The organism is uncultured Rothia sp., assembly GCF_916715725.1.
GTDB lineage: Bacteria > Actinomycetota > Actinomycetes > Actinomycetales > Micrococcaceae > Rothia.
Genome location: NZ_CAKAPD010000002.1, coordinates 51,666 through 75,226, shown reverse-complemented (window position 1 = coordinate 75,226; position 23,561 = coordinate 51,666). Strand labels below are relative to the sequence as shown.

The window sequence follows — 23,561 nt, the reverse complement described above, 5'->3', positions numbered from 1 at the left end:
CTATGCGCCCTTCTGGTCTGCCGAACCAGTCTCATCACCGCGACGAGCCTGAGAACGCTGATTGAGCGAACGCTGCGCGAAGGAACGCAGTGCACGGCCCGGTGCGCGCAGGTGCTTTAGTACCCGCAGACGCTCCTCGATGCTCTGCTGGCGGGACTCAATAGCCTGCTGACGAGCCTCGATACGCTCCAGACGGCTCTCGATAGAGCGCAGAATGTCCAGGGATTCGCGGGTCAGATCGTGCCCGTCAATCACGCGGCGCTCCAGGTCAGCCGCCAAATGCGCCTGGTACAGGTACGCACCCGGTCGGGCACCAGCCTGCAGATCCTCGCGGATAGCGCGGGCACGCACCATCGAATCGAAGCGGGCATGCTCAGCCTGACGCTTCACGCTATTCGCCTCAGCACCTTCCGCGTCGGGGCGCAGCGACCAGTACGCCAGCGGCTCATCCACCAGCAGAATATCCGCAACGGAGGCGGCGCGCAGGTTGAACTCCCAGTCGCCGACCACCGGCAGGGACTCGTCGTAGAAACCGACCAGCTCGTGCAGGCTGCGTCGGTAGAGAATGCCGATCGGCACGGCACGGTTCGTGCGGAACAGGAACTGCAAACCGACGCTGGGCAGCCCGTCGTGGAAAATACGCTCCTCGTACACTTCGAACTCGCCCTCGGCGTTCTTGCGTTCGTATCGCTCCACAACGCGGGTGGTGCACATGAGCGCGCCGCTCTCTTCGAGCGCCGCGACGGTGCGTTCCAGGAACTCGGGCGCCCACAGGTCGTCGTCATCGTGAATCGCCACGTATGTGGAGGTGGTCGCCGCCAAACCGGCGTTGGATGCCGCCTCCATGTTGCCGCCGGCGGTGGTCAGCAGCTGCACGCGGCCGGAACCCAGCGGGGAAGCCTCAATGACGGCGCGGGTTGCCTGCTCGTCGCCTCCATCGTTAATCACACAGACCGTGTAGTCGGTGAAGGTCTGCTGCGCAATGTTCTCCAGCGCGCGGCTCAAGAAGCGGGGGCGGCCCTTCGTGCGGACCAGAATAGCTACGGTAGGGGAAGACATAACCACAATCAGTCGAGGGTGAGCGGGCCCGTGCCAGCCCAGGAACTCAACCCATTATGAAGGTGTGCACTGTTCAGACTCAACCCGCCACCCGTCCACGCCGCAGCAGCAGGCACACAGAGGCATACACCGCCCCTAAAAACTAGCTGATGGACTGTAGCGCCACCATCGCCAGCACACCGAGCACAAAGCATGCCGGAATGGTTACCAGCCACACCAGAAGAATCTGCAGAACAATCCTGGATTTCAGCGCGTTAAAGCGCTGGTTCACGCCCGCGCCGAGCGCCGATGCCGTCGCCAGATGCGAGGAGGAGAACGGCACCTGCAGCAGGAAGTAGCCGAGCACCTGCACCACCGCGGTCGTACCCTGAGCGACCGCGCCACGGAACGGGTCCAGGCGCACCATCTTGTAGGCGAAGGTGTAGCCGATGCGGCGGCCACCGGTCAGCGTACCCGCACCCAGGCTGAGGGCAATAATGAAGGTGCCCAGCAACATCCCGCCCCAGGTGAGGGATTGAATCAGCGCCGGATCCATGATGCGTTCGCTCAGCAGCGCCCACAGCAGCAGGTACAGGTAGCCGGTCTGCAGGCCGTGGAGCAGCGAAATTGCGGAGGCAGACACCGCCAGCACCTCGCGGGCATGCTGATTCACCAGGCGCGGGTTATGGCCGACCACTAGCCGGTAGAACGGCACCACCATCAGCCAGGACAGCAGAAAAATGAGCGGCGGCAGGTAGAAGAGCGGCAACAGAGTCGCCCCAAAAATATGCGGCAGGAATGCGAGCGAACCGAACCCTTCAGCGGCGCTGTCAATCCTCGTTTGGGTCCACCAGCTCACACCGGCGAGGGCACCCACCAGCGCGTGGGTCGAGGAGGACGGCAGCCTCAGGAACCAGGTGAGCACACCCCAAATAGCGCAGACCAGCAGCGACGCAACGATACCGTTCAGGCCGGTGATGCCCTCCGGGGCGCTCACCCACGAGGCGGAATACTCACCGAGTAGCAGGAACGCACCGACCACGCCGAGCACGTTGAAGAGCGCGGCAAGGTACAGGGCGGAGCGCTCGCCGAGGGCGCGGGTACGCACCGGAACAGCGACGGAGTTGGAGGCGTCGTGCACACCGGTAACGTAGACCGCGGCAATGAAGGCGCAGCAGGCTAGAAGACCCAGGAACATTAGGATTCCTGAACGATAATGCGGCCGATCTCGGCGGACACATCACGCATAGAGTTGGAGGCGGCGGTCAGCTGCGCCAGGAAGGTGGCGTAGCGGCGGTACCGCTCGGGGGTGTAGCGTTCGGCAATGTACGCGTCGTATTCTTCGGCGGTGCGTAGCGCCTGGCGGGAGATGCGCAGCATGTCCATCCAGTAGTTGTCGAGGCCGCGAATATCGGCAAGTTTGGGGATGACGGCGGCGGTCAGCACCGCCTGACGCTGAATAATGTCCAGGATTGAGGTGATGTGCGTGGCGAAGCCGTCAATGCTGTGCAGGGACAGCACGTGCGCGGCGCTGGTGAGCTTCTCGACGGCGTTGGTGAGCTTGCGCGCCAGCGTGTACAGGTCTTCACGCGGGATGGGCGGGGAGAAGGAGCTGCGCACCTCGGTGAGGGTGCGGAACAGCAGGTTCGTGGAGTCCGCCTCGTGGGTGAGCATGCGTTCGAAGAGTTCGGGGTACTCCGCGACGGGGGAGCCGACCATTTCAGAGAGCAATGCCGCCGCCTCACCGACCTGCGCTGAAATTTCAGCGAGGGAGGCGAGGGACTCGTTAGCGTGGGGGAAAAGTCGGTGCAGCATAGTTCCCAGTCTAACCAGTATTGGGTGCTGCGGGTGCGCATAGCCCGTGGGTATCTCACGAGCGCCCGACCTGCACACGTTATAGTAACGACCTGCAAATGTTATAGCGCCGACCTGTTTGCGGTTCCGTATGACGGTTTTAAACAAAAAACGGTGGGGGTCGGTTTCTCGACCCCCACCGGAACGTTTAGGGATGTCGGGTTGGGAGCGCCTCTCGGCGGAAGGCCGCTCGAAGCGGCTAAAGATTTGGAGCCCGGGGCTACCTATTAGCAACCCGACATCTTGTAATTATTATCCACCTGTACCCGGCACAGAGTCAATTAGAAATAGGCATTTCACGCCTTTGCGACCCAATGTGGAACCTGTGCCAATTCGCGGCACGAACCCGCATTTTTAGGCGCTCAAACGTTGCAGAAGACTAGAATGCTTCGAGGTTGGTCTGCGATTTTTCCTGCGCAGAATCAGCCTCCGAAGCCCCGTGAGCCTGCTGCCCAGCCTCAACGGCGCGTAGCTGGGCGGCGACCGCCTCCAAATCGTGCGCGATCTGCTCCATCTGCTGAGCCTGACGCGGCAGACGAGCACGACGCTCCACCGCCTCACGCTTCACCTCGTGGCTACCCGGAACCGAACTATCCTGCCCGGTAGAGCGCGCATAATCGGTGCGAATACCCAACGCCACCACGTGCGCAAACGCCGCGCAACGTTCCATCGCAATGTCCATATCGCCGGTGTACAGGCCCGCCAGAATCTCATCAATCGTGTGGACCACCTCGTCGGCGCTCGGCGGGTCGGGAACACCCGCCACCACGTGCGAACGGTAGTCCTCCGCCATGCCCAGCTCAAAAGCGCGGCTCACCCCGCGGGGTGAACGATGCACCACATCCCGCAGCCAGTACATACGCCACAGCGCACCCGGCAGGGAGTGGGCGCTCGCGTGCGACCAGAGTTCGGCGAGCATCTCAATTCCGTAGTCGTCGGTGAAGCTGACGAGCCGCTCGGTCATCTGCTCGTCGGTGCCGCGTCCGCGCATCAGCAGGATGCGTGCGGAGGCGTGCGCCGCCTCTTCACGTGCGGCGGGGTCCATGCCGCCTTCGTGGCGTTCAAATTTCTCGGCGGAGTAGAGGACAGGGCGGTGGTGGGTGCGGTGACGTGAGCGCCCGGAGGCGCCGGTTGATGTTGCGGGTGTAGACATAGGATTTCTCAGTGTACCGTTCATCGGCTGGGAGCCGGTAGTGTATAGTATTTCTATCTGCACACTTTCAGTTTTGTGTGGATAGGAGCGCCTTTAGCTCAGTCGGTAGAGCTACGGACTTTTAATCCGCAGGTCGTGGGTTCGAGCCCCACAGGGCGCACTAGCCGACCCGTCGCCTCCCGCTTTGCGGGGGTCGGCGGGTTTTTGCGTCTTCACCCTTATGCACGGGGTTTACCCCGTGCCTATCCCGTGTTGTGGGGCGTGTCCTGCCGGGTTGGCCTGGCAGTTTTTGATTCGTGTACGTTGACCCGAAAAGATGAGGAAACCCCGTGAGCGTCACCATTAAGAACCCCGAAGAAATCACGATTCTTGCCACTGGCGGCACGATCGATAAGTTCTATTCGGTGGCGGGCACCATGGATATTGGTGAGCCTGCCGCTAAGGATCTGCTAGACCGCGTGATTACCGATATCCGTTTTGATATTCGCCCGCTGATTGGCAAGGACAGCCTGGACATGACCGATGAGGATCGTGCCGAGCTGACCGAGGCGCTGAATGCTGTCACTAACGACCAGGTGCTCATCACTCACGGCACCGACACCATGCCGGAGACTGCCCGCTACCTGGTCGAGCACGCCGACCTGGGCGATAAGGTTGTGGTGCTGACCGGTGCGATGCAGCCCGCCGTGATGGCTCGTTCGGATGCCGGCTTCAACCTGGGTGCCGCTATTGCCGCCCTGAACCTGCTGGAGCCGGGCGTGTACATCAGCATGAGCGGCCGTATTTTCCCCGCTGAGAGCGTGCGTAAGGACCGTTCTCGCGGTATTTTTGAGGGCTAAGATGGCTGATTCCGCTCATATGCGGCGGGGTGAACCGGTTTCTGTTGCTGAGCTTGCGCAGGTGGAGGGGTCCTCGGATCTTGTGCCGCAGGAGCGTATGTCCCAGGAGAGTATGTCGCAGGCGCAGCTTATGCAGCTGCAAGCTATTGAGGAGCTACAGCAGCAGGCTGACGAGTTCTGGAATGTCACCAGTGATTACCCGCTGCCGGCTAAGAATCTGTACCTGGTGCGTGTGCTGCTGCTGGTTGTGCCCTCGCTGATTATTGTTTATTACTTCATCCGCGTCACGCTTTTCCCGATTGGTGCGGTGCCGCTGGTCTACCTGGTGATGCATATGTGGCTTGCCATGATTTACCGGGCGAACCGTTCGGTGAAGCTGGTGTGGCTGGCGAATGTGGCATCCGGGGTTGCGGCGGCGATTATGACGGCGTTCTTTGTCTACGCGCTGGTGACGGTGCAGGGCCCGCAGACGCTGCTGGACCGTGTGGGCATGTTCTACACGGTGAGCCTGCTGACGGTCATGGCGTCCTTCGCACTGGAGGCCCTGTTTTCGCTGTTTTATAGTTTGGCGGTTCGTAGGAGCTTGCGTTTGACGCGGCAGAAGCAGAACTTGGAGCAACAGGCGGAGGATTTCCCCGCGCATCCGCCCATCTACGCCTCTGACGGGTGAAGCCTGACGGGGTGATGATGAGGTGATGACGAGGCGATAAGCGGCGGTGTGACACACTCTCAGCGATGCCCAGCCACTGCTCAGATTCCCCTAAAGTACGCGTGATACGGTAGAGAAAGAAACACAACCCGCACCTGCCAGGAGGTCACCCATGGGCGCTACACACCTGAACACAGATGCCGCTTCATCCGCAGAACACCCGGATGAAGATCTCAGTGTGCAGACTCGCTATCAGGCGCCTATCCGCCAGGCGACGCCTGCCACGCCGGAGGTGTCCGTTCCGCTGAACGTGCCGCCGGTGGTGACTGGTTCGCATCCGGTTATTTCGGCGACTTCTACCGTGATCATTCAGGATGGTACGAACCCGCCGATTGTGGTTCGTACGCATCCGACGGGTCCTCTACCGCCGTTCCCGGGGCAGGGTCAGGTACCCGCTTTTCTGCGCACCTACACCGCTGATGAGGTGAAGGAGCGCAAGCAGAAGCTCAAGAAGAACCTCCTAGTCCGCGCCGTTATTTTGTGCATTTTGGCCCTGGTTGAAGGCCTCATTATTTCTCAGTACACGCAGCCGTTGGCGATTTGCTTTGGCTTTGTCGCGGCGCTTTACCTGGTGGTTCAGATGTGGCCGCTGATGCGCCCTCCGCATGATTCGGCGGACGCCTCCGTGTATAGCGTTTGGGCTATCTGCTCCCTGATTGGGTTTGTTGCGATGGGGCTGGTGCTTTCACCGATTACGTTCCTGCTGCTGATGCTCGACTGGGCTGGGGTTTCGATGGGCCTAGACCCCCTGCTGATACTTGTTGTCTTGGGCCTGGTCTGGTTGAGCGAGGTCGGTTTATCGTTGCTGACCATTTACCGCTTCAACAACCTGCGAATTGCGATGGCGAACCGGGCAGATTCTCCGTCGCTACCCGACAGTATTTCTGCGACGGTTGACCCGTCCACTTCTGCCTAAAACTTTTGAGGCGGCGCGGTAGACGAACGCCGCGCCGCCACCCACACTCACACCACACACTCGCTCATACGTTGTCCGCACACTATCAGCCGATATCCGAAAGATTCAGCTATGTCCGCTGTCGAGTCCTCTCCGCCATCCGCTCCGAACACCGCGCATCCTACGAAGCCCGCCACCCCCACTCTCGTGTCTGTGGCGGGTTGGGTTCTGCTCGCTATTGCTGTGGGCTGGCTGGCGCTGATTGCGTACACCGGCATTTCCTACGCGACTACCCATTTGGCGCACCTGTCGACCTGGCGCGCCCAGTCGCTGGTGGATGCGCAGGCGTACTATCCGGTGCTTTTCCTGATGGTCAGCGCGTTCGGTAACGTGACCCTGCACGGCTTCTGCACGGTAGCGTATCTGCGTGGTTACCGGTGGGCGGCATTGGTGCTGTCGGTCGCGTTGGCGTTGGGTGTGTTGGCTTCTTTGCTGATTATGCTGACGGTGGCGGCTCTTCTGGGCACGTTGAATGGCGCGCCGAGCCAGGATGTTGAGCTGCTGCTCAGTAGCGCTTCGCCGTTGTACACGCCGGTGTATATTGCTGGCCCGTACATGCTGGTGTGTGTTGTGGCGTTGGCGTTGGTGTGGTCGCGTCAGTCGCGTTCTTATATGGAGGCGCGCCGTGATTGGCGTGTGCGCCGCAGCGAGGATTACCTGATTTAGCCTCATGGATTCTGGCCGCGGGTCCTGCGGCTCACCGATAACTTTATTCACCTAACCACGTATTCAACCAACCACTATTCACCCAACGACAGTTAGGATGACTCGTGCACCCTACTTCCGAACCTGCGCACGAACCCTCATCGCAGACTAGCCCCAGCTCTACCGCCCCTGCCGCGCCTCAGGTGGTGCTCCCGCCGCGGCCGAAGGCGCTACGCGGCGTCATGTGGTGCGCTACAGCCATCATTATTCTGTCCGCAATCCAACGTATCTATGTATCTATCCATAACGAGGTGCCAGACCGCGTTACGGAAATGATGCCTGGCATCATCATTTCAGGCATATTCACTACCTTCGTCTTCTCTCTCATACCGATTTTCGTCCTCCGCCGACTATGGAAGGGCCGTAGATGGGCGTACTTCCTCACCCTCTTCGGTAGCGCTTTTGCAGTTTTTGTTGGGGCCCTGAGTTTGCAATCTTTCATCTCGGCTGATTATTTCTCCAGGCTGGCGGATGAATCACTGACTTCAAGACCCCGAGACTACGTAGTTTCCATTGTGGTGAGTGACATTATGGGAGCTTTTCTCACGGCCTTCTACCTGGTGATAATTGTGCTGCTCCTTAGCCGTTCCACCAGGTCGTATGTGGCCACTGCGAGGGTCGCGCGGTTGAAGGCACGCGAACAGGTGAACGCCGATGATGGCTGGGTCGTTTTCCATCAGGAAGCAGAAATGGGCGCTCGCCTGGACGAAGAGCAGACACGTCGGGAAGAGAAGGAAGCTAACCGACGGGCTGAGGAGGCGGTCGCTCAGCAGTACAAGACGACCCGCCGCACGGATGCGCGGAAGAACTCCCGCAACGAACAGCGCGGCTACAAGGATACTTCCGTGTACACCGAGGAAGGCTACCGCCTCAACTAGGGCGAGATGCCCCTCCCTATGGGGAGACTCTTCTACTCCCGCCCTGCGCTACGGCGTGCGGGGCGGGGTGCGAAGAGACGAAAGGTACAACGATGTCAGAACGCACCCCAAAACAACCGTTGAACGACCCGGAGTACATGGTTCCCGAGTACAGCGTGCTGCTACCCTCCGACGAGGCTAAAAACAGCACCGCAGAGGGCGACAGCGCCCCCAATAACACCGCCTCCAACAATACCGCCTCCGCCAACGCCACCCTCAGCGGTGCGGTAGACAATAATGCGGCAGAGGATAACGCACCCGCCTCCGAGCAGGTAATTCCGAAGCGCCCGCAGGCTATGCGCAGCGTCATGTGGTGCGCTGCCGCCATTATCGTGCTGGGACCCTTGAGTAACTTTCTGCCGATTCTAAGCCGGTCGTATATCGATTTTGAGATGGTGGTGAGTGTTCTCTTCTCTGCCTTGGTGGTTACCCTCATCATCTCCGCCGTCCCGATTTTTGTTCTCTGGAAGATCTGGGATGGCCGCGAGTGGGCGCGCATTCTTACCATCATCTACTGCGCTCTCGCGGCTGCTAGCGGTGTGCTTATTCTTGCGGATAATTTCTCGGGGTTAAGCTCTAGAGCGGCTGCGGCGTCTAGCCTGGTGCGTATCGCGAGCGGCGTTTTTACTCTCGTTCTTTACCTCCTGATGATTGTGCTGCTGACTCGTGCTCCTATTAGGATGTACACACAAATCGTTAGCGGGGCACGTGCGCTAGAACGCCAGCAGATGATGTCTGAGACGAGGCAGGCTGCCGGTCAGGTCCCGGCAGAACTTCGAGAGATTTTCGCTGACGATGAGGATGACGAACGCACCTCATCAGGGGGAAATAACCCTCGACCCCCGCACCGTAGCGCGGGATGGGGAACGTAGAAGGAACACCAACGTCAGGAGTTCCGGGGCTGGCCCTCGAAATGGTGTACGTGGTTACCTGGATACCTCTGAATACGCTGAGAAAGGGTACTGCCTTCCTAGGGTGCGGCGCGCCTCTTTATATTCTTAAGGTAAGACTCTTTAACGCCCGCTCCGTGCACTGTAGCGCGGGATGGGTGCCAGGGGAGAAAGGACCGACGATGTCAGAACGTACCCCAAAACAACCGTTGAATGACCCGGAGTACACGGTTCCCGAATACAGTGTTTTGCTGCCGTCCAATGAGCCTGAAAATAGCACGGTAGAGGGTGACGGCACATCCAACAACACCGCCACCAACAACGCCGCCCCCACCGGTGCGGTAGACAATAACGCGGCAGAGGATAATGCACCCGGCAACGGCGCTCCCGAGCATGCCACTACCGGCTACCGGGACGCGACCGCCGGTTACGTTGCCGCCTCCGAACATGCGGGGCGGGTACGTCCGAAGGCTCTGCACAGTGCTAAGTGGTGCACCGCCGCGATTATTATTCTGTCGCTTTTCAGTACTATCCAATTCTTCCTGCTCTACGGTAAACCAATCGCCGGTGTGGTGACGCTACCTGAGCTTATCGTGCGTATGCTGGGGTACCCTCTCATCTTTGTTCTTATCCAGATTTTCCTCTTCTGGATGACCTGGAAAGGACACAGATGGGCGCACATACTTACCCTCATGTACAGCGCCTACGAGGTCTTGAGCCGCATGTTTGTGTATGTGGAAGATTTCCTCATAGACTCCCGCTTTCTCACCTTGTTGATGGACGAGTTGCAGTCCCGCGACTCTTCAGATTTTGCGGTCACTCTTCTCATAGATACTGCGATTGGTGTCTTCATTACTGTCCTCTACATCCGGAATATTGTGTTGCTGACCCGTCCATCTGTGTGGGCGTACACGGCTACCGGCAGAACGTCGCATAGTCAGGTGGTTGATCAGAATCCACAGGCACCTAACACGAACTTCAATGAAGGCGGGAACCGCCTCAACTAGGATGTTTGCCTCAAACGGCGCCACTATCACCAAAAGGCTCAGAGCATGAAAGGGTGGGGATACCAGACGGTATCCCCACCCTTTCGCGTTAAACATCGCAATCTTCTAGCTGGTAAAACTCTTTGAGTTACCTAAAAGGTTCCAGGCTTCGCATAAAAACTCTACTGCGCTCGAAGAGCTTACCCTATACTGAAAAAGTATTATTCTCTCAGCTAACTGCATCAAATAACTCTTTTAGGTATTTTCCAAGCAAATCTACCTAAATGAGCGCGACAATCACCGACTTACGCACCATAGTGCGAGCATACGAGAGAAAGAACGACGATGTTTAACAACGCTTCCGGCGCCTCGGCGGGCGCGCTGGCACCTCAGGCGCCTCAGCCTAATGCCGCAGCACCGAACTTTCCGGCACCGAACTTCGCAGCACCCGTAGCGGTGGCACCCCAGACTCCAGTTCCTGCTGGTTCTCGCCCCGTACACGGTGTTCCGGACGTCCAGCGTGCTATTAATCTTCCGTCGCGTCCCATTGCCATCTGGGCTGTATCCCTATTCTTGGTGCTGTACATGTCCACATACCCTCTACAGCCTCTTGTGGGTCTAGAATTTACGGGCGCTTACATGTTTGCAGGTATGACGATGGGGCTTACGATGGTTCTCCCTATTGTCCTTGGAGCAGTCTCTGCCTGGTACCTCAATGAGGGTTATGAGTGGGCGCGAGTGGTGATTATTATTGAGGGCGCGTTACGCATGATCCTGGATATTGTGTATGTAGTTCTCTGTGCCCACGTTTTCTTTGACAATGGATACAATTCGCAAATGCTTAGGGTGTTGTTCTTTGGCCCGTTTATGACCCTTGAAGTCTTGTGCGCGAAGCTCGCCTTTGATTTTATCAGCCGCATCGTGATTATTGTTCTTCTCTGCCAGCCGCAGGTGGGGCGATACATCCAAATGCGTGGAGACCTGCGACGCATGGGCCTAAAGTAACCCCGCGGAGGTAGTAACCTTGCGGAGGCGTAGCTCGCTTCCGGAACGTCGCCTCCACCGGGCTTGAGAGAACGCAAAAGGGTGGGGATACCAGACGGTATCCCCACCCTCTCTCATTCCCGGCTCAGCAGCCGAGAAGGACTCACGTATTACTCAGCAGATTCCTGCTTCGCCTTCGAACGGCCACGCAGGTACTCGATAATAACCGGCACCACAGAAACCGCCACAATAATCACAGCAATGTACTCAATGTTGTTGTGCACGAACGGGATACCGCCCAGCAGCACACCCGCCAGACCAATCGAACCAATCCACGCAACCGCACCAACAACATTCCACAGGTGGAACTTCTTACGGTCGTACGAAGAAATACCCGCCGCAAGAGACACAAAAGTACGAACAATCGGTACGAAACGACCCAGCACCAGAGCCAAGCTACCGCGCTTCTGGAAGAACTCCTCAGTAGTGTGCAGGTTCTTAGTGCTCAGAATCTTCGCGTCATCCTTGAAGATCTTACGGCCGTAACGGGCACCAATCTGGTAGCCAACCTCAGCGCCAGCAATAGCAACCAGCACAAGGACCGGGAACGCAACCCACAGGGACAGGCCCATCTGCTCATGCAGCATACCCAGAGCAAAAATCAGGGAGTCACCCGGAAGAACCGGGAAAAGAACACCGGACTCAATAAATACGATAATTGCCGAAACAACCAGAACCCAGGGGCCGGTATCGAGCAGGAACTGCTCAAGGTCGAGGCCCAAGAGCGCAACCGGAAGATGCGCCAAAGCGGTGGCAAGAAAAGTCATGAAAAATCCTGAACTGTGAGTGGACCGCACGCACGGATCGGCGGCGGAGTAACACCAGCATAGAAAGCGTACCTATGGTGAACATTGTGCAAAACTATGCGGAGGCTGTGTATTACTGGCACAATTCTACCGGCATTTATGCTGGACGCACGGGCGAGCGAGGCGTAAATCTCCGCGCCCGCATGGCGAAACAACCCGAGGTGACGCGGCGCTCGCGTGCCTCCCCAAGAAATGACTATCCGCAGAGTCGGAGGATACGGGGTGTGACATGATGGAAAGAGAGCACGGCGCGTCGCGGCGTAGCGATTGCCCCAACCACCCACCGTTGGAGAGAACCATGAACCCCGAACAGCTAGCTTCCAGCCCCGCCGATCTCCTGCGCGCTGATTCCCTGCACACGGATCCTCTGCATGCTGAAGCCCGTGAAGTGTTGCGCCGCCTCACCGGCGTCGCTGATGCTGAGTTCCACGACGGTCAGTACGAGGCGATTCGCGCCCTCGTAGCCGACCGCGCCCGCACCCTCGTCGTGCAGCGTACTGGTTGGGGTAAGTCCGCAGTCTATTTCATTTCTTCCCTGCTGTTGCGTGCCCGCGGTATGGGCCCGGCGCTTATTGTCTCCCCGTTGCTTTCCCTCATGCGTGATCAGGTCGAGGCGGCATCCCGCGCGGGAGTGCGCGCCGCCATGGTGAACTCCGCGAACGTCACCGAATGGGATGAGATCCGCACCCGCCTCGAAGCTAACGAGCTCGACGTGCTCCTGGTGGGCCCCGAACGCCTCAATAACCCGGCGTTCCGCGAGCAGTGGCTACCGTACCTGCTGCCGCGCCTGGGTCTGCTCGTTATTGATGAGGCGCACTGTATTTCTGACTGGGGCCATGACTTCCGCCCCGACTACCGTCGTATTGGTTCGCTCATTAAATCTCTGCCGATGGGTGTGCCGGTGCTGGCGACTACCGCAACCGCGAATGACCGTGTTAGCCGCGATATTGCCGAACAGCTCAGCACTGATACCACCGCACCCGTACATGTGCTGCGCGGTCCGCTGTCCCGCGAGTCCCTGCGCCTGGGTGTTCTGACCCTGCCCAATGAGGCGCAACGCATCGGATGGATACTCACGCACCTGAACAGCCTGCCCGGTTCGGGTATTATCTACACGCTGACCGTTTCTGCGGCAGAAGATACCGCAAATGCTCTGCGTGCCAGCGGGTACGAGGTGCTCGCCTACACCGGTAAAACTGACCCGGATGAACGGCTGGTTGCAGAGCAAGCACTCAAGGAAAACAGGGTGAAGGCTCTTGTTGCGACGAGTGCCCTCGGTATGGGTTTTGATAAGCCTGATTTGGGTTTTGTTGTGCACCTGGGTGCGCCGTCGTCTGCGGTGAGCTACTACCAGCAGATTGGCCGCGCCGGACGAGGCGCCGTCAACGCTGATGTTCTGCTCCTGCCCGGTCGTGAAGACCGCGCCATTTGGGAGTATTTTGCGACCGCCTCCATGCCCAATGAGGAGCAGGCGCTGGCGGTGCTGGATGCCCTCGCCCAGTCCCCGGAGGGGTTGAGTATTACCGCGTTGGAGGCGCGCGTTCAGTTGCGCCGCTCAACCCTGGAGCTTCTGCTGAAGGTGCTGGACGTTGAGGGTGCCGCCGTGAAGGAAGGCAACTATTGGCGTCGAACTTCTTCACCGTGGCAGTACGATAGTGTCCGTTACGCGGCGGTGGCGCAGGCGCGTGTGGCGGAGCAGAACGCCATGCTCGAGTATGAATGTACTAGTCAGTGCCGTATGCTTTTCCTAGCTCAGCAGCTTGATGATGCTTCCGCGACTGCTTGCGGCCGTTGCGATGTGTGCGCGGGCCCCTGGTACCCGGTTGAAGTTCCCGCTGAGGCGCAGCAGGCGGCACAGAGCAGCTTCAATACGGTGGGCGTGCCCCTGCAGCCGCGCCGCATGTGGCCGAGCGGGCTGGACCAGCTGATGGGTGCGGATGCGCCGCGCGGTCGTTTGTCTAAGGACGAGCAGGCTGAATCCGGTTACGCTTTGGCGCGTCTGAGCGACATGGGGTACGGTACTCGCCTGCGTGAGCTTCTGGCGATGAATGAGCTGGGTGAGCCGGTTGATTCTGAGGTTCCTGCCGAGCTGGGTCGCGCCTGCGTGAAGGTGCTTGCCGCTTGGGAGTGGGCTGAGGCGGGTCGTCCGGTGGCTGTGCTGACTCTGCCGTCGCCGGTGCGTCCACGCTTGGCTCAGTCTTTGGGACGGGGGCTTGCGTCGGTGGGTCGCCTGGTGGATTTGGGCCAGGTTTCTCTGGTGGATGAGCCGCGTTTCTTCGGCGGTAATAGCGCGTTCCGTTGCGCGGACGTGTTGCGCTCGTACCGGGTGCCGGCTGAGGTTCTGGACTACGTGCGTGAGCATCAGTGCCCGGTTCTACTGGTTTCTGATGTGGTGGATTCACGGTGGGCGTTTACTGCGGTGGCGCGTGAGCTACGACTGGCGGGCGCTTCTGCGGTGTATCCTTTCTCCTTGGCTGCTACTCACTAGTCTCACTCGATAATGCTTCATTTATTCCCCTGACGAGGATTTATGTCATATTCGGAATATTCAAAATTAACGGTCACTGACGGTTCCTCCGCTGTGCTCAGCGATATTCCCACCCGCCCTGAACACAGCGAGTGGATGGCGCGCGCCCTGACTGAGGGTGCTGCCGCGGGTGAGCGTGGAGAGATTCCTATCGGTGCCGTGGTGGTGGATGAGCGGGGCGTCATTATCGGTTCGGCGGGCAATACCCGCGAGCATGAGCATGACCCTAGCGCCCATGCGGAGGTGAACGCGATTCGTCAGGCGGCGGCGCATCGCGGGCGGTGGCGCCTGGACGGTTGCACCCTGGTCGTGACCGTGGAGCCGTGCCTAATGTGTGCCGGCACGATTTTGGCGTCACGCGTTTCGACGGTGGTTTTTGGTGCCTGGGAGGAGAAGACCGGCGCCGCAGGCAGTCGTTACGATGTGCTGCGCGACGGGCGGGTTGCCCCGGCCCCCGAGGTGTATGCGGGGGTGCGTGCTGATGAGTGCGCGCAGTTGATGGTGGACTTCTTTAAAGAACGCCGCCCCTAATCGTCACCCGTGGTGGCGCTTCAGGAACTGTTTTGTATAACACGAAAAGCTACGTGAGAGCGCGTGGCTTTTCGCGTTATTTGTACGAAAACCCCCGTTTATTTGAAAAATACTTCAAAAATTTCAAAATTGGTACCCAGTTTCGGGTAAAAAGCCCACTACATCACACATATCCGGGTCTACGATATATAGGCACTGGAGCCTCCGTCTGCCCGTGACTGAAAATAGATACCCCACGCAACCTGCGGAGTGCTCTCCAAAACTCACCTGAACCGTCCTGTATTTAAGGGGAATTATTCGTGCTTCGCGTTAACAATATTTGGGCTAAGGGGCGTCACCACGCCCTTTTTGGTCGTACCTCTTTTTCTGTGGGTCACGGTGAGGTCATCATTATTCAGGCTGATAGCCAGATGGAGCGTACTTCCCTTGGCCTGGCTCTTACTGGCCGTTTGCCTCTGTCGGGTGGCGAGATTTCTTGGAGCGATGGTGATGCGGAGCCGCAGCCGATTTCGATGAAGAAGCTGCGTCGTATCAGTGACATTATCGACTCTCCTGACGTGACCGCCCCGGAGCAACACATGCGTGTGCACGACTACGTTTCTGAGATGCTCTCCTACAACCTGCCGATTTTTGGTCGTTCCCGCGCAAGCCGCTGGCTGAAGGAACGCGGTCTTGAGGATTTCGACGGCCTGTGGATGGACGAGCTTGACGGCGAGATGAACATTGAGCTGATGACGGCTTTGGCGCAGGCGAGCCCTTCGGACCTGCTGGTTTTTGATACGCCTTCCCGTCACCTGAACCATACGAGAATGTGGCTTCCGTACCTGGAGGAGCTTGCCGCTGACGAGGAACGTCCCCGTACTGTGGTGGCGATTGTGCCTCATATTTCGAGGGATTGGCGGGGCGCTCGTGCTGTGGTGGGTAGTGTCCACATGGATCAGGACGGCGAGTTTGAGCCGGCTGAGGAGCCTGCAGAAGCGCTGACTGCGGCAGAAGAACTAACCCAGCCCGAGCCTGTGATTGACGTGATTGAGGTGCGTGAGATGGAAGAAATCCCCTTGACCTCTTCTATTCCTCAGACCTCCGCGGCATCCGGCGCGCTCGGTCAGACCACTGACCATAAGACTGACACCCAGAAGACCGGCAACCAGAAAACTGTTGCCCAGAAGACCGCTGAGAAGGAGTAAGAATGACTGTTCTGCGTGTTGCTCTTGTTGAGCTTAAGCGCCTGACTAGCGGTGTTTTGCCGGTCCTAGTGCTACTTGCGATGTCCTGCATCCCGCTGCTGTACGGTGCCCTGTACCTGTACGGTAACTGGGATGCTTACGGCAATGTGAACGGTATTGTGGGTGCTCTCGTGGTTGAGGATGAGGGCGCGACGGATTCTGAGGGTCAGCAGGTGAATACCGGCGCTGACGTGAAGAAGAATCTTCTGGATGCTGGCACGTTTGATTGGCGTCAGGTGCAGACTCGTACTGAGGCTGTCGAGGGCGTGGAGAAGGGCACCTATGACTTTGCGATGGTGATTCCGAAGGATTTCTCCCGCAATTTGCAGAGTGCCGGTTCGTTCAAGCCCGATGCTGACGGTAAGACGGGCACTATTGATGCGCGTTCGGCGGGTATTGAGGTCATTACGAATGACGCCAATAACTATGTGCTGACGAATATTGTCACGAAGGCGGGCACTGCGGTGCGTGATTCGGTGGCTGAGAAGGTCGGTAATTCGACGGCTAATTCGCTGTTGGCTAGCTTCACGACCATTCATTCGAAGATGGGTGAGGCTGCTGATGGTGCGTCGAAGGTAAATAACGGTACGGTGAAGCTGGCGGACGCTATCACTCAGCTGAAAGACGGCACCGCCACGGTGAATGATGGTGCCGTGAAGCTGAAGGATGGTACTTCCACCTTGGCAGATGGTCAGTCCCAGTTGTTGGATGGCCAGAAGCAGTTGGCGGAGGGTGCCGCGAAGCTTGCTGATGGTGTGTCGACTTTGGATTCTGGCGCGGCGAAGCTGGATTCTGGCGCCGCGAAGCTTGCTGATGGTGCTTCGAGTTTGAAGGATGGTTCGTCGACCTTGGCTTCGGCGGCGGCGTCTGCTTCTGATGGTGCGTCGAAGCTGAAGGATGGTTCGGCGACTCTGGCTGAGGGTACTGCGAGCTTGAAGGATGGTTCGGCGGCGGTTGCGAAGGGCGCTAATGATTTGGCGTCGGGTATTCATCAGATGCGTGAAGGCATGGATCAGGCGGGTATTCGTGAGTTGCCAGCTCAGCTGAATGCGATGTGCATGCGTCTGCATGAGACGGATACTTCTGCTGGTAGTGGCGATTTTGGTCGTGATCTGTCGAATACTGTGGTGTCTGCGAGTGCGCAGAAGGTTCGTGCTCGGGTGACTCCGCTGGTTGAGGCGGGTACGTTGACTCAGGAGCAGGCTGATCAGCTGGTGGCTGCTGTTGATTCTGAGGAGACAAAGAATGAGGTTGCTGAGCTGAATCAGAAGGCTCTGCAGTCGCATCTGGCTACTCGTGATGCTGCCGCTGCTGATGCTCTGTCGAAGTTGAGCGCGTTGAAGTCGAGCCATTGTGTGTCTGATGGTACGTCGTCGACTGCGGCGAAGATTCAGACTTTGGTTTCTGGCGTGGATTCGCTGGATTCTGGTGCTTCGTCGTTGGCGAAGGGCGCTTCGTCGGTAGCTGATGGCGCCGCTCGTGTGGATGCTGGCGCGTCCTCGTTGGCGTCGGGTTCGGCGAGCCTGGCTGATGGTAATTCTAAGATTGCTTCGGGTGCTTCGAGCCTTGCGAGTGGTTCTGCGACTCTGTCGGGTGGTGCTTCTGAGCTGAAGGAGGGTACTGATTCTTTGAAGAGCGGTACTGCCGAGCTGAAGGATGGTAGCGGTACTTTGGCGGAGAAGGAGCAGTCTGCGGTTGAGGGTCAGCAGAAGTTGGCTGATGGTGCGAATGAGCTGAAGGATGGTGCGTCGCAGCTTTCTGACGGTACGGCGAAGCTGTCTGATGGTTCTTCGCAGCTGAATGATGGTGCTTCCGAGTTGAAGGATGGTACTTCGTCGCTGGAGAGCGGCCTGGCTTCTGGTGTTAAGCAGGTTCCGAGCCTTGCGCCGACCGATCAGGCGAAGGTTGCGGATACGATGTCGAACCCTGTGACTTTGTCGCATGATTCCTTGGCGTCGGGCCGTAACTATGGTGAGGGCATGGGCCCGTTCTTCATGTGCTTGGCGTTGTGGATTGGCGGCTTGATGCTGGTTCAGACGTTGCGCGTGATGAACAACCGTGCGTTGGCTTCGCATGCTCCGTCGATTCGTGTGATGCTCGGTAGCTGGATGCCGTTCGGCCTGGTGGGTATTGCTCAGGCGACTTTGATGTTTGCCGCGATTAAGTTTGGTTTGGGCTTTGAGATGGCTCATCCGTGGCTTGTGTGGCTGTTCCTCTGCTATGTGGCTCTGGTCTTTACCGGTTTCATTCATGGTCTGACGGTGATCTTGGGTGCGCCGGGCAAGCTGGTTGCTTTGGTCATTCTGATTCTGCAGCTGATTACTGCGGGCGGCACGATGCCGTATGAGACTCTGCCTGAGTCGATTCGTTGGATGCATGACTTCTTCCCGATGGGTTATGCGGTGGCGGGTACGCGCCGTTTGGCTTATGGCATTAATGAGTCGAGCCTGTGGGGCATCATGCTGGTTTTGACCCTGTGGGGTTTGGCTGGTTTGGTGTTGGGTTACATTGGCACGCGTCGTGATCGTACGTGGTCGCTGAAGAAGCTTGCGCCGGAGATTACGGTGTAACAAACCCTGTTTAGTCGCACCGGGGAAAACTGTCTAATAAAATAGAGATATATCTGCAAAAAGGGAGGGAGGACTTCTGATGTTGCAGCGCCCTGTCGCTGAAGCTGCAAGTCGTCGTCCCGGCCGTACTGGTAAAACTCAGTTGAAGTTGTTCAACGCTGCCATGGATATCATGACCGAAAAGGGGCTTGAGTACGCCACTGTTGAAGAGGTGGCTGCCCGGGCGGGTGTTTCCAAGGGAACCGTGTATTACAACTTTGGTTCTAAGAAGACCATGGTGGATCAGCTGGTCCAGTACGGCACGCAGTTGCTGCTGAGCGATGCGCGTCGCGCGGCGTCGGTTCATTCTGATCCGCGTGAGGCGTTGCGGAGTGCTATTCGTGCCGCGTTCCAGTATCTTGAGGACCGTCCGGGTTTTACTCGGATGTGGCTTGCGGAGGCGTGGAAGGGTGCGGATGGTTGGACCGAGGCGATGAGCGATAACCGTTTGGATCTTCTGAAATATTTGGAGGAGATGACGGAGGCTGTGGCTCGCCGCTATACGGTTGATACCGCTCAGAATCCTCGTGCGATTGCGATCTCTATGTTCGGCGCGATTTATATGCTTGCCATGGATCGTGAAGTGCATCAGGCGGAACGCAATGCTGAGGATGCAACGCGTGCTGTCATGCTGGTTGTAGATGGGTATATCCGTCATTAGGCGGACCTGTTGGGTCTGCAGACGTAGCCGGGACTTCGGTGTCGGGTGTCGAAAAGGGCACGGTTAAAGGGGCCGTGAAAGAGGCGACACCCGGCTGCCGTACGCGCACGATATGTAGGCTCGTTCTTGCCCTCCTGTTGGGGGTGTGCTATAGTTTTCCACTGTTGGTGGTGTGTCCGAGCGGCCGAAGGTGCATCACTCGAAATGATGTTTGGTGTAAAAGCCAACGGGGGTTCAAATCCCTCCACCACCGCACCAACGAAAACCCGTCGAGATTCGTCTCGGCGGGTTTTTGCATGCCCGGATTGTTTTGGGGTGGTGTTGGCGGGGACATCGGTGGGCGCGTCGGTGGGTGTTTGTGCGGCGGTATTCGCCTAGTTTTATAGGGTGTGTGCCACTTCCGGGGCTTTACCGGTGCTTGCTGATTTGGGGGTGGGTAAAATCGTATTATGCGTATTAAGATTCTTGACCACCCGCTGGTCTCTCACAAGATTAGTGTTCTGCGTGATAAGAACACTCCGTCCCCGATTTTCCGTCAGCTGGTTGATGAGCTGGTGACTCTTCTTGCTTACGAGGCGACTCGCGAGATTCGCGTGGAAGAGGTTGAGGTTGTGACTCCGGTGGCGACTACTACCGGTGTTCGTATTGCTGATCCTAAGCCGCTGGTTGTTCCGATTCTGCGTGCTGGTTTGGGCATGCTGGAGGGTATGACTCGCATGGTTCCGACCGCTGAGGTGGGCTTCCTGGGTATGGCTCGTAATGAGGAGACCCTGGATATTGTGACTTATGCTGAGCGTCTGCCGGAGGACCTGACTGGCCGTCAGGTGTACCTGCTGGATCCGATGCTGGCTACCGGTGGCACTCTGATTGAGGCTATTAAGTTCCTGCGTAAGCGTGGTGCTGAGTCTGTGACTTGTGTGTGCCTGATTGCTGCTCCTGAGGGCATTGCTGCCCTGGAGAAGGGTATTGAGGGTATGGAGAATGTCGACCTGTTCCTGGCTGCTCGTGATGAGCGTCTGAATGAGAAGGCGTACATTATTCCGGGTCTGGGCGATGCTGGTGACCGCCTGTACGGTTTGGCTGAGTAGTCTTTCAGAGTTATTCACGTGATGTGAATGGGGCGCCTCTGCATATGTATGTGTGGAGGCGCTTCGCTATGTCTTGCGGGTGTTCGGCTGGTTGCGCGCCGCAGTGTGGCGGTGCGTATCAGTGTGTGTCTAATGCGTCTGGGGCTTGGGTGGCGATGGTGCTGCTGGGTGTCGGCGTGGGTTTTTGAAACACACCACCTATTATGTGATAAGGAACACAATAAACTGCTTGAGGGGTGTATTGAAACTTCAAGCATATTCACAGCTCCACATGAAAATGCAGGTTGTAACCCATACATAACAGAAACCGTGAATATTTATGTGATGAAAAAGCTGAAAGCCTCAGGTTCCGCATGAAATCTCCCAAAATGGGGAAGGGTATTGTACTCCTCTTGGCGACAAAGGAGAATCCACTATGTCGAATCCGCTTGATTTATCCGTCAAATAGGAGAAATATTAAGTAAGAGGATTGAGACTCGAACAGGTATTGGGGACTGTTTGACTCGGCGTCACTTCCGGCGCACCCCACACCACGTACGACTGGGATCCCGTACACAGACTTTGAGAGAAGGTTGAACCATGTCAGGCGCTGTACCTGGATATGTACACATCTCCCAGCGCGGCCGCGCTGCTAAGCGTCAGGTCGTGCAGCCTCAGCGTCCCGCTGCGCCGGCTGCCACGTTGCGTCCGATGACTTTCTCAGCCGGTGACTCTGCCCATAAGCAGGCTCAGGAAAATGAGGCACGCGGCTTTGTGCTCTATGTGGGTTTGAACGAGGAGCTTGCTGCGGCGAACGGCACCTCCCTGGTGCGTATCGTTCAGGATTTGCGTACTTATGCACACCATCTGGCTCCCGAGTCGGAGTCGTACGCCGCTGTGGCGTTGGCTCCTGTGAATGCTGAGGGTAGCGACCTTGAGGTGGTGCGTAACGCGTTGGGCGATCCGACCGCAATGTACATGCACCCGGAGGCGCATGTTGCCCGCGAGGCAGAGACCACGAATAGCCACTCTTCGGGTGTGCTGATTGACTTGGCGCGTCGCGAGGTGTTCCTGGATGGTGAGCCGCTCATGCTGACCTTCAAGGAATTCGAGTTGCTGGCGCACCTGGTGGAGAATTCTTCGCGCACCGTGGGTCGTGAGGAGCTGCTGAAGGCACTGTGGAGCTCTGGTGACGAGCATCCGCATGAGCGTACGATTGACGTGCATATTCGTCGTCTGCGTTCGAAGCTGGGCCGCTTGTCGGGTACCGTGCGTACGGTGCGCGGTCAGGGTTACCGCTTCTTTGAGCACCCCGAGGTTGTTGTCTGGGCTGCTCCGGAATACTCGATCTAGTACAGAATTTAGCTTCTGCAGAGTGCACCCCGGTGTGCTGGCGTGATGCCGGTGCGCCGGGGTTTACTTGTGCCCGTCTATGGGCGTTAGTGTGCGTGTGGTGGCGGCGTGCGGGACGTTCCGGCGCCCTCTAGATAGAATGGGGGTATGGCTGAAAATTCTTCCAACACTGCATCTGGCTCGCACCGCAGCGGGGTTAAGCGTCTGATTATTATGCGCCATGCGGAGGCTGATTGGGGTCTGAATGATTTTGATCGTCCGCTGACGAAGCGCGGTCATGAGCAGGCTGCCGCTGCTGGCGCCTGGTTGGCTTCTCGCGGTTATATTCCGGAGCAGATTATGTCGTCATCGGCTTTGCGTACCCGCCAGACGACGACCTGGGTTTCGGATGGTTTGGGTGCGAAAGCGCCTACCGCTCATCTGGATGAGGGTCTGTATGAGGTGTCTGCGTCCCGCATTATTTCGCGCATTAACAGCGTTTCGGAGAATGTTCATTCTCTGATGGTGGTGTCGCATCTGCCCGGTGTGCAGGATGCCGCGCAGCGTTTGATGAGCCCCGATTCTGACCCGAACGCGTCCATGGATGTGTACTATGGCTTCCCTCCCTCTTCTATCGCGGTGTTTGAGGTACCGGGGGAGTGGGCTCTGCTGGATGGTGCGGATGCGCGCCTCGTGGATTTCAAGAGCTTCTAGTCCCAGGAACTTCTAGATTACAAGATTCTAGGTTCTGCGCCCGAACGGAATGGGTAAAGCAAAAGCCCCGTACCAACCGGTACGGGGCTTTTAGTGGCGGAGACGGGGGGATTTGAACCCCCGGTCGAGTTTAACCCCGACCCTTCATTAGCAGTGAAGTCCATTCGGCCGCTCTGGCACGTCTCCACGGTGCGCTCGTGAGCGCATCCCTATAAGAATATAGGCTGTTTTGCGCTTGGTCAATTCGACCTGTGGGTTGCGGGGGATATACGTGGGTGGGATGGTGTTAGTTTCTTCGCGACCGTGATTTTGACCCTGATTTCTTTACCTGCGAGAAACGTGTGAATAGAGCTGTTTAACCTTTAAATACCCTGAATTTAAGCGTTTGAGTCATTTAGGTGATGTAGTTTTGAGGGTAGAAGCGACATTGCGGTCCAGATAGAAAGGCTCCCTCCCGTGACGACCACCGTTCCTCAGATGACCCAGACTCCTCAGGGCGCTCCCTCCTCCTCTGTGAATAACCCGGCTTTAAATAGCCAGCAGGTTGCGCAGCCTGCGGTGCGTCCTGCACAGTTTGTGCAGCCGGTGTATGTTCTTCCCGAAGAGAAGAACACGCATACCGCGGGTTGGGTTATTGCGATGATCTCGGTCGTTATTGGTGTTCTTGGAACAATTAGTGTTTTTGTGCTGAATCATCAGACGGGTGGAGGTGCTTCTTTTGTTCTGGGCCTTGCGGGTTTGATCATGGCGATTGCTTCACGCCACCGCGGTCACATGCGTGTGGCTGGTGTTGCGTTGGGCATCATGAATATGCTGCTCGGTATCCTGTTTCGGCCCTTTGAGATGTTGCTGTTCGTTATGCTCATGATGCATGTTTAGACAATATCTTTCATAGCTACTGGTCAGAGAAGGCCCGCGAGCGCCCTGTGTGCGCACGTGGGCTTTTGCGTACCTGATAAGGCGCGTATCCAGTGCATCAAGGCGCATTGTGCGGGGTT

General features: G+C 57.8%; 22 protein-coding genes and 3 tRNA genes. 19 read left to right on the top strand and 6 right to left on the bottom strand.

Annotated elements, in window-relative coordinates; all coding sequences use genetic code 11:
- The 4 genes from QZ822_RS02270 to QZ822_RS02255 form a co-directional block, all read right to left on the bottom strand.
- The gene (locus tag QZ822_RS02270; RefSeq protein ID WP_294642270.1) at nt 1-1,059 is read right to left on the bottom strand and encodes a glycosyltransferase family A protein; all 1,059 of its coding nucleotides are present in this window, start codon (nt 1,057-1,059) and stop codon (nt 1-3) included.
- A gap of 142 nt (nt 1,060-1,201) precedes the next feature.
- Nucleotides 1,202-2,236 (bottom strand): inorganic phosphate transporter, encoded by a 1,035-nt coding sequence (locus QZ822_RS02265; RefSeq protein ID WP_060824240.1) that lies wholly within the window; start codon nt 2,234-2,236, stop codon nt 1,202-1,204.
- Nucleotides 2,236-2,853, bottom strand: a complete 618-nt coding sequence (locus tag QZ822_RS02260) for a hypothetical protein (RefSeq protein WP_012902791.1) — start codon at nt 2,851-2,853, stop codon at nt 2,236-2,238. The genes QZ822_RS02265 and QZ822_RS02260 overlap by 1 nt, the downstream gene beginning before the upstream one ends.
- A 418-nt stretch (nt 2,854-3,271) precedes the next feature.
- Complete coding sequence (locus tag QZ822_RS02255) at nt 3,272-4,045, bottom strand: histone acetyltransferase (RefSeq protein WP_294642267.1); 774 nt, start codon at nt 4,043-4,045, stop codon at nt 3,272-3,274.
- Nucleotides 4,046-4,132: 87 nt separating this feature from the next.
- On the opposite strand from QZ822_RS02255, the gene QZ822_RS02250 reads away from it, so the two are divergent.
- From QZ822_RS02250 to QZ822_RS02210, 9 genes are all read left to right on the top strand, one after another.
- Nucleotides 4,133-4,205: transfer RNA gene (locus tag QZ822_RS02250), tRNA-Lys, on the top strand.
- A gap of 169 nt (nt 4,206-4,374) precedes the next feature.
- Nucleotides 4,375-4,884 (top strand): asparaginase domain-containing protein, encoded by a 510-nt coding sequence (locus QZ822_RS02245; protein WP_070832225.1) that lies wholly within the window; start codon nt 4,375-4,377, stop codon nt 4,882-4,884.
- 1 nt (nt 4,885) lies between these two features.
- On the top strand, nt 4,886-5,554 hold the full coding sequence (locus QZ822_RS02240) for a FlxA-like family protein (protein ID WP_294642265.1): 669 nt from the start codon (nt 4,886-4,888) through the stop codon (nt 5,552-5,554).
- Between the two features lie 217 nt (nt 5,555-5,771).
- On the top strand, nt 5,772-6,509 hold the full coding sequence (locus tag QZ822_RS02235) for an organic solvent tolerance protein OstA (RefSeq protein WP_294642263.1): 738 nt from the start codon (nt 5,772-5,774) through the stop codon (nt 6,507-6,509).
- Between the two features lie 111 nt (nt 6,510-6,620).
- Nucleotides 6,621-7,214, top strand: coding sequence for a multidrug DMT transporter permease (locus QZ822_RS02230; RefSeq protein ID WP_294642261.1), 594 nt, complete (start codon nt 6,621-6,623; stop codon nt 7,212-7,214).
- Between the two features lie 665 nt (nt 7,215-7,879).
- Nucleotides 7,880-8,131 (top strand): hypothetical protein, encoded by a 252-nt coding sequence (locus QZ822_RS02225; protein WP_294642259.1) that lies wholly within the window; start codon nt 7,880-7,882, stop codon nt 8,129-8,131.
- Nucleotides 8,132-8,223: 92 nt separating this feature from the next.
- Nucleotides 8,224-9,042, top strand: coding sequence for a multidrug ABC transporter permease (locus tag QZ822_RS02220; RefSeq protein WP_294642257.1), 819 nt, complete (start codon nt 8,224-8,226; stop codon nt 9,040-9,042).
- A 200-nt stretch (nt 9,043-9,242) separates the two neighbouring features.
- On the top strand, nt 9,243-10,067 hold the full coding sequence (locus tag QZ822_RS02215; protein ID WP_294642255.1) for a hypothetical protein: 825 nt from the start codon (nt 9,243-9,245) through the stop codon (nt 10,065-10,067).
- Between the two features lie 324 nt (nt 10,068-10,391).
- The gene (locus QZ822_RS02210) at nt 10,392-11,051 is read left to right on the top strand and encodes a hypothetical protein (protein WP_044150058.1); all 660 of its coding nucleotides are present in this window, start codon (nt 10,392-10,394) and stop codon (nt 11,049-11,051) included.
- A 149-nt stretch (nt 11,052-11,200) separates the two neighbouring features.
- On the opposite strand, the gene QZ822_RS02205 is transcribed toward QZ822_RS02210, so the two are convergent.
- The gene (locus QZ822_RS02205; RefSeq protein ID WP_070507274.1) at nt 11,201-11,857 is read right to left on the bottom strand and encodes a DedA family protein; all 657 of its coding nucleotides are present in this window, start codon (nt 11,855-11,857) and stop codon (nt 11,201-11,203) included.
- Between the two features lie 337 nt (nt 11,858-12,194).
- Here QZ822_RS02205 and QZ822_RS02200 point away from each other — a divergent pair, with 337 nt between their 5' ends.
- The 9 genes from QZ822_RS02200 to QZ822_RS02160 all read left to right on the top strand — a co-directional run bounded on the left by QZ822_RS02200 (nt 12,195) and on the right by QZ822_RS02160 (nt 22,563).
- Complete coding sequence (locus QZ822_RS02200; protein WP_294642254.1) at nt 12,195-14,384, top strand: RecQ family ATP-dependent DNA helicase; 2,190 nt, start codon at nt 12,195-12,197, stop codon at nt 14,382-14,384.
- 42 nt (nt 14,385-14,426) lie between these two features.
- Nucleotides 14,427-14,954 (top strand): nucleoside deaminase, encoded by a 528-nt coding sequence (locus QZ822_RS02195; RefSeq protein ID WP_294642252.1) that lies wholly within the window; start codon nt 14,427-14,429, stop codon nt 14,952-14,954.
- Nucleotides 14,955-15,253: 299 nt separating this feature from the next.
- A complete protein-coding gene (locus QZ822_RS02190) occupies nt 15,254-16,141 on the top strand; it encodes a multidrug ABC transporter ATPase (RefSeq protein WP_294642250.1) in 888 nt (295 codons plus the stop codon).
- A 2-nt stretch (nt 16,142-16,143) separates the two neighbouring features.
- Entirely contained in the window at nt 16,144-18,750 is a 2,607-nt protein-coding gene (locus tag QZ822_RS02185; RefSeq protein ID WP_294642248.1) for a YhgE/Pip domain-containing protein, read from the top strand.
- A gap of 79 nt (nt 18,751-18,829) precedes the next feature.
- The gene (locus QZ822_RS02180; protein ID WP_294642247.1) at nt 18,830-19,450 is read left to right on the top strand and encodes a TetR/AcrR family transcriptional regulator; all 621 of its coding nucleotides are present in this window, start codon (nt 18,830-18,832) and stop codon (nt 19,448-19,450) included.
- 166 nt (nt 19,451-19,616) lie between these two features.
- Nucleotides 19,617-19,703 (top strand) — tRNA-Ser (locus tag QZ822_RS02175).
- A 196-nt stretch (nt 19,704-19,899) separates the two neighbouring features.
- Nucleotides 19,900-20,538 (top strand): uracil phosphoribosyltransferase, encoded by a 639-nt coding sequence (gene upp / locus QZ822_RS02170; protein WP_060824252.1) that lies wholly within the window; start codon nt 19,900-19,902, stop codon nt 20,536-20,538.
- A 579-nt stretch (nt 20,539-21,117) separates the two neighbouring features.
- Nucleotides 21,118-21,870, top strand: a complete 753-nt coding sequence (locus QZ822_RS02165; RefSeq protein ID WP_294642244.1) for a winged helix-turn-helix domain-containing protein — start codon at nt 21,118-21,120, stop codon at nt 21,868-21,870.
- Nucleotides 21,871-22,017: 147 nt separating this feature from the next.
- Nucleotides 22,018-22,563 (top strand): histidine phosphatase family protein, encoded by a 546-nt coding sequence (locus QZ822_RS02160; RefSeq protein ID WP_294642242.1) that lies wholly within the window; start codon nt 22,018-22,020, stop codon nt 22,561-22,563.
- Nucleotides 22,564-22,657: 94 nt separating this feature from the next.
- Here QZ822_RS02160 and QZ822_RS02155 read toward each other — a convergent pair.
- A tRNA-Ser gene (locus QZ822_RS02155) sits at nt 22,658-22,749 on the bottom strand.
- 270 nt (nt 22,750-23,019) lie between these two features.
- Here QZ822_RS02155 and QZ822_RS02150 point away from each other — a divergent pair.
- Entirely contained in the window at nt 23,020-23,442 is a 423-nt protein-coding gene (locus QZ822_RS02150) for a hypothetical protein (protein WP_294642239.1), read from the top strand.
- The last annotated feature ends 119 nt before the right edge of the window (nt 23,443-23,561 follow it).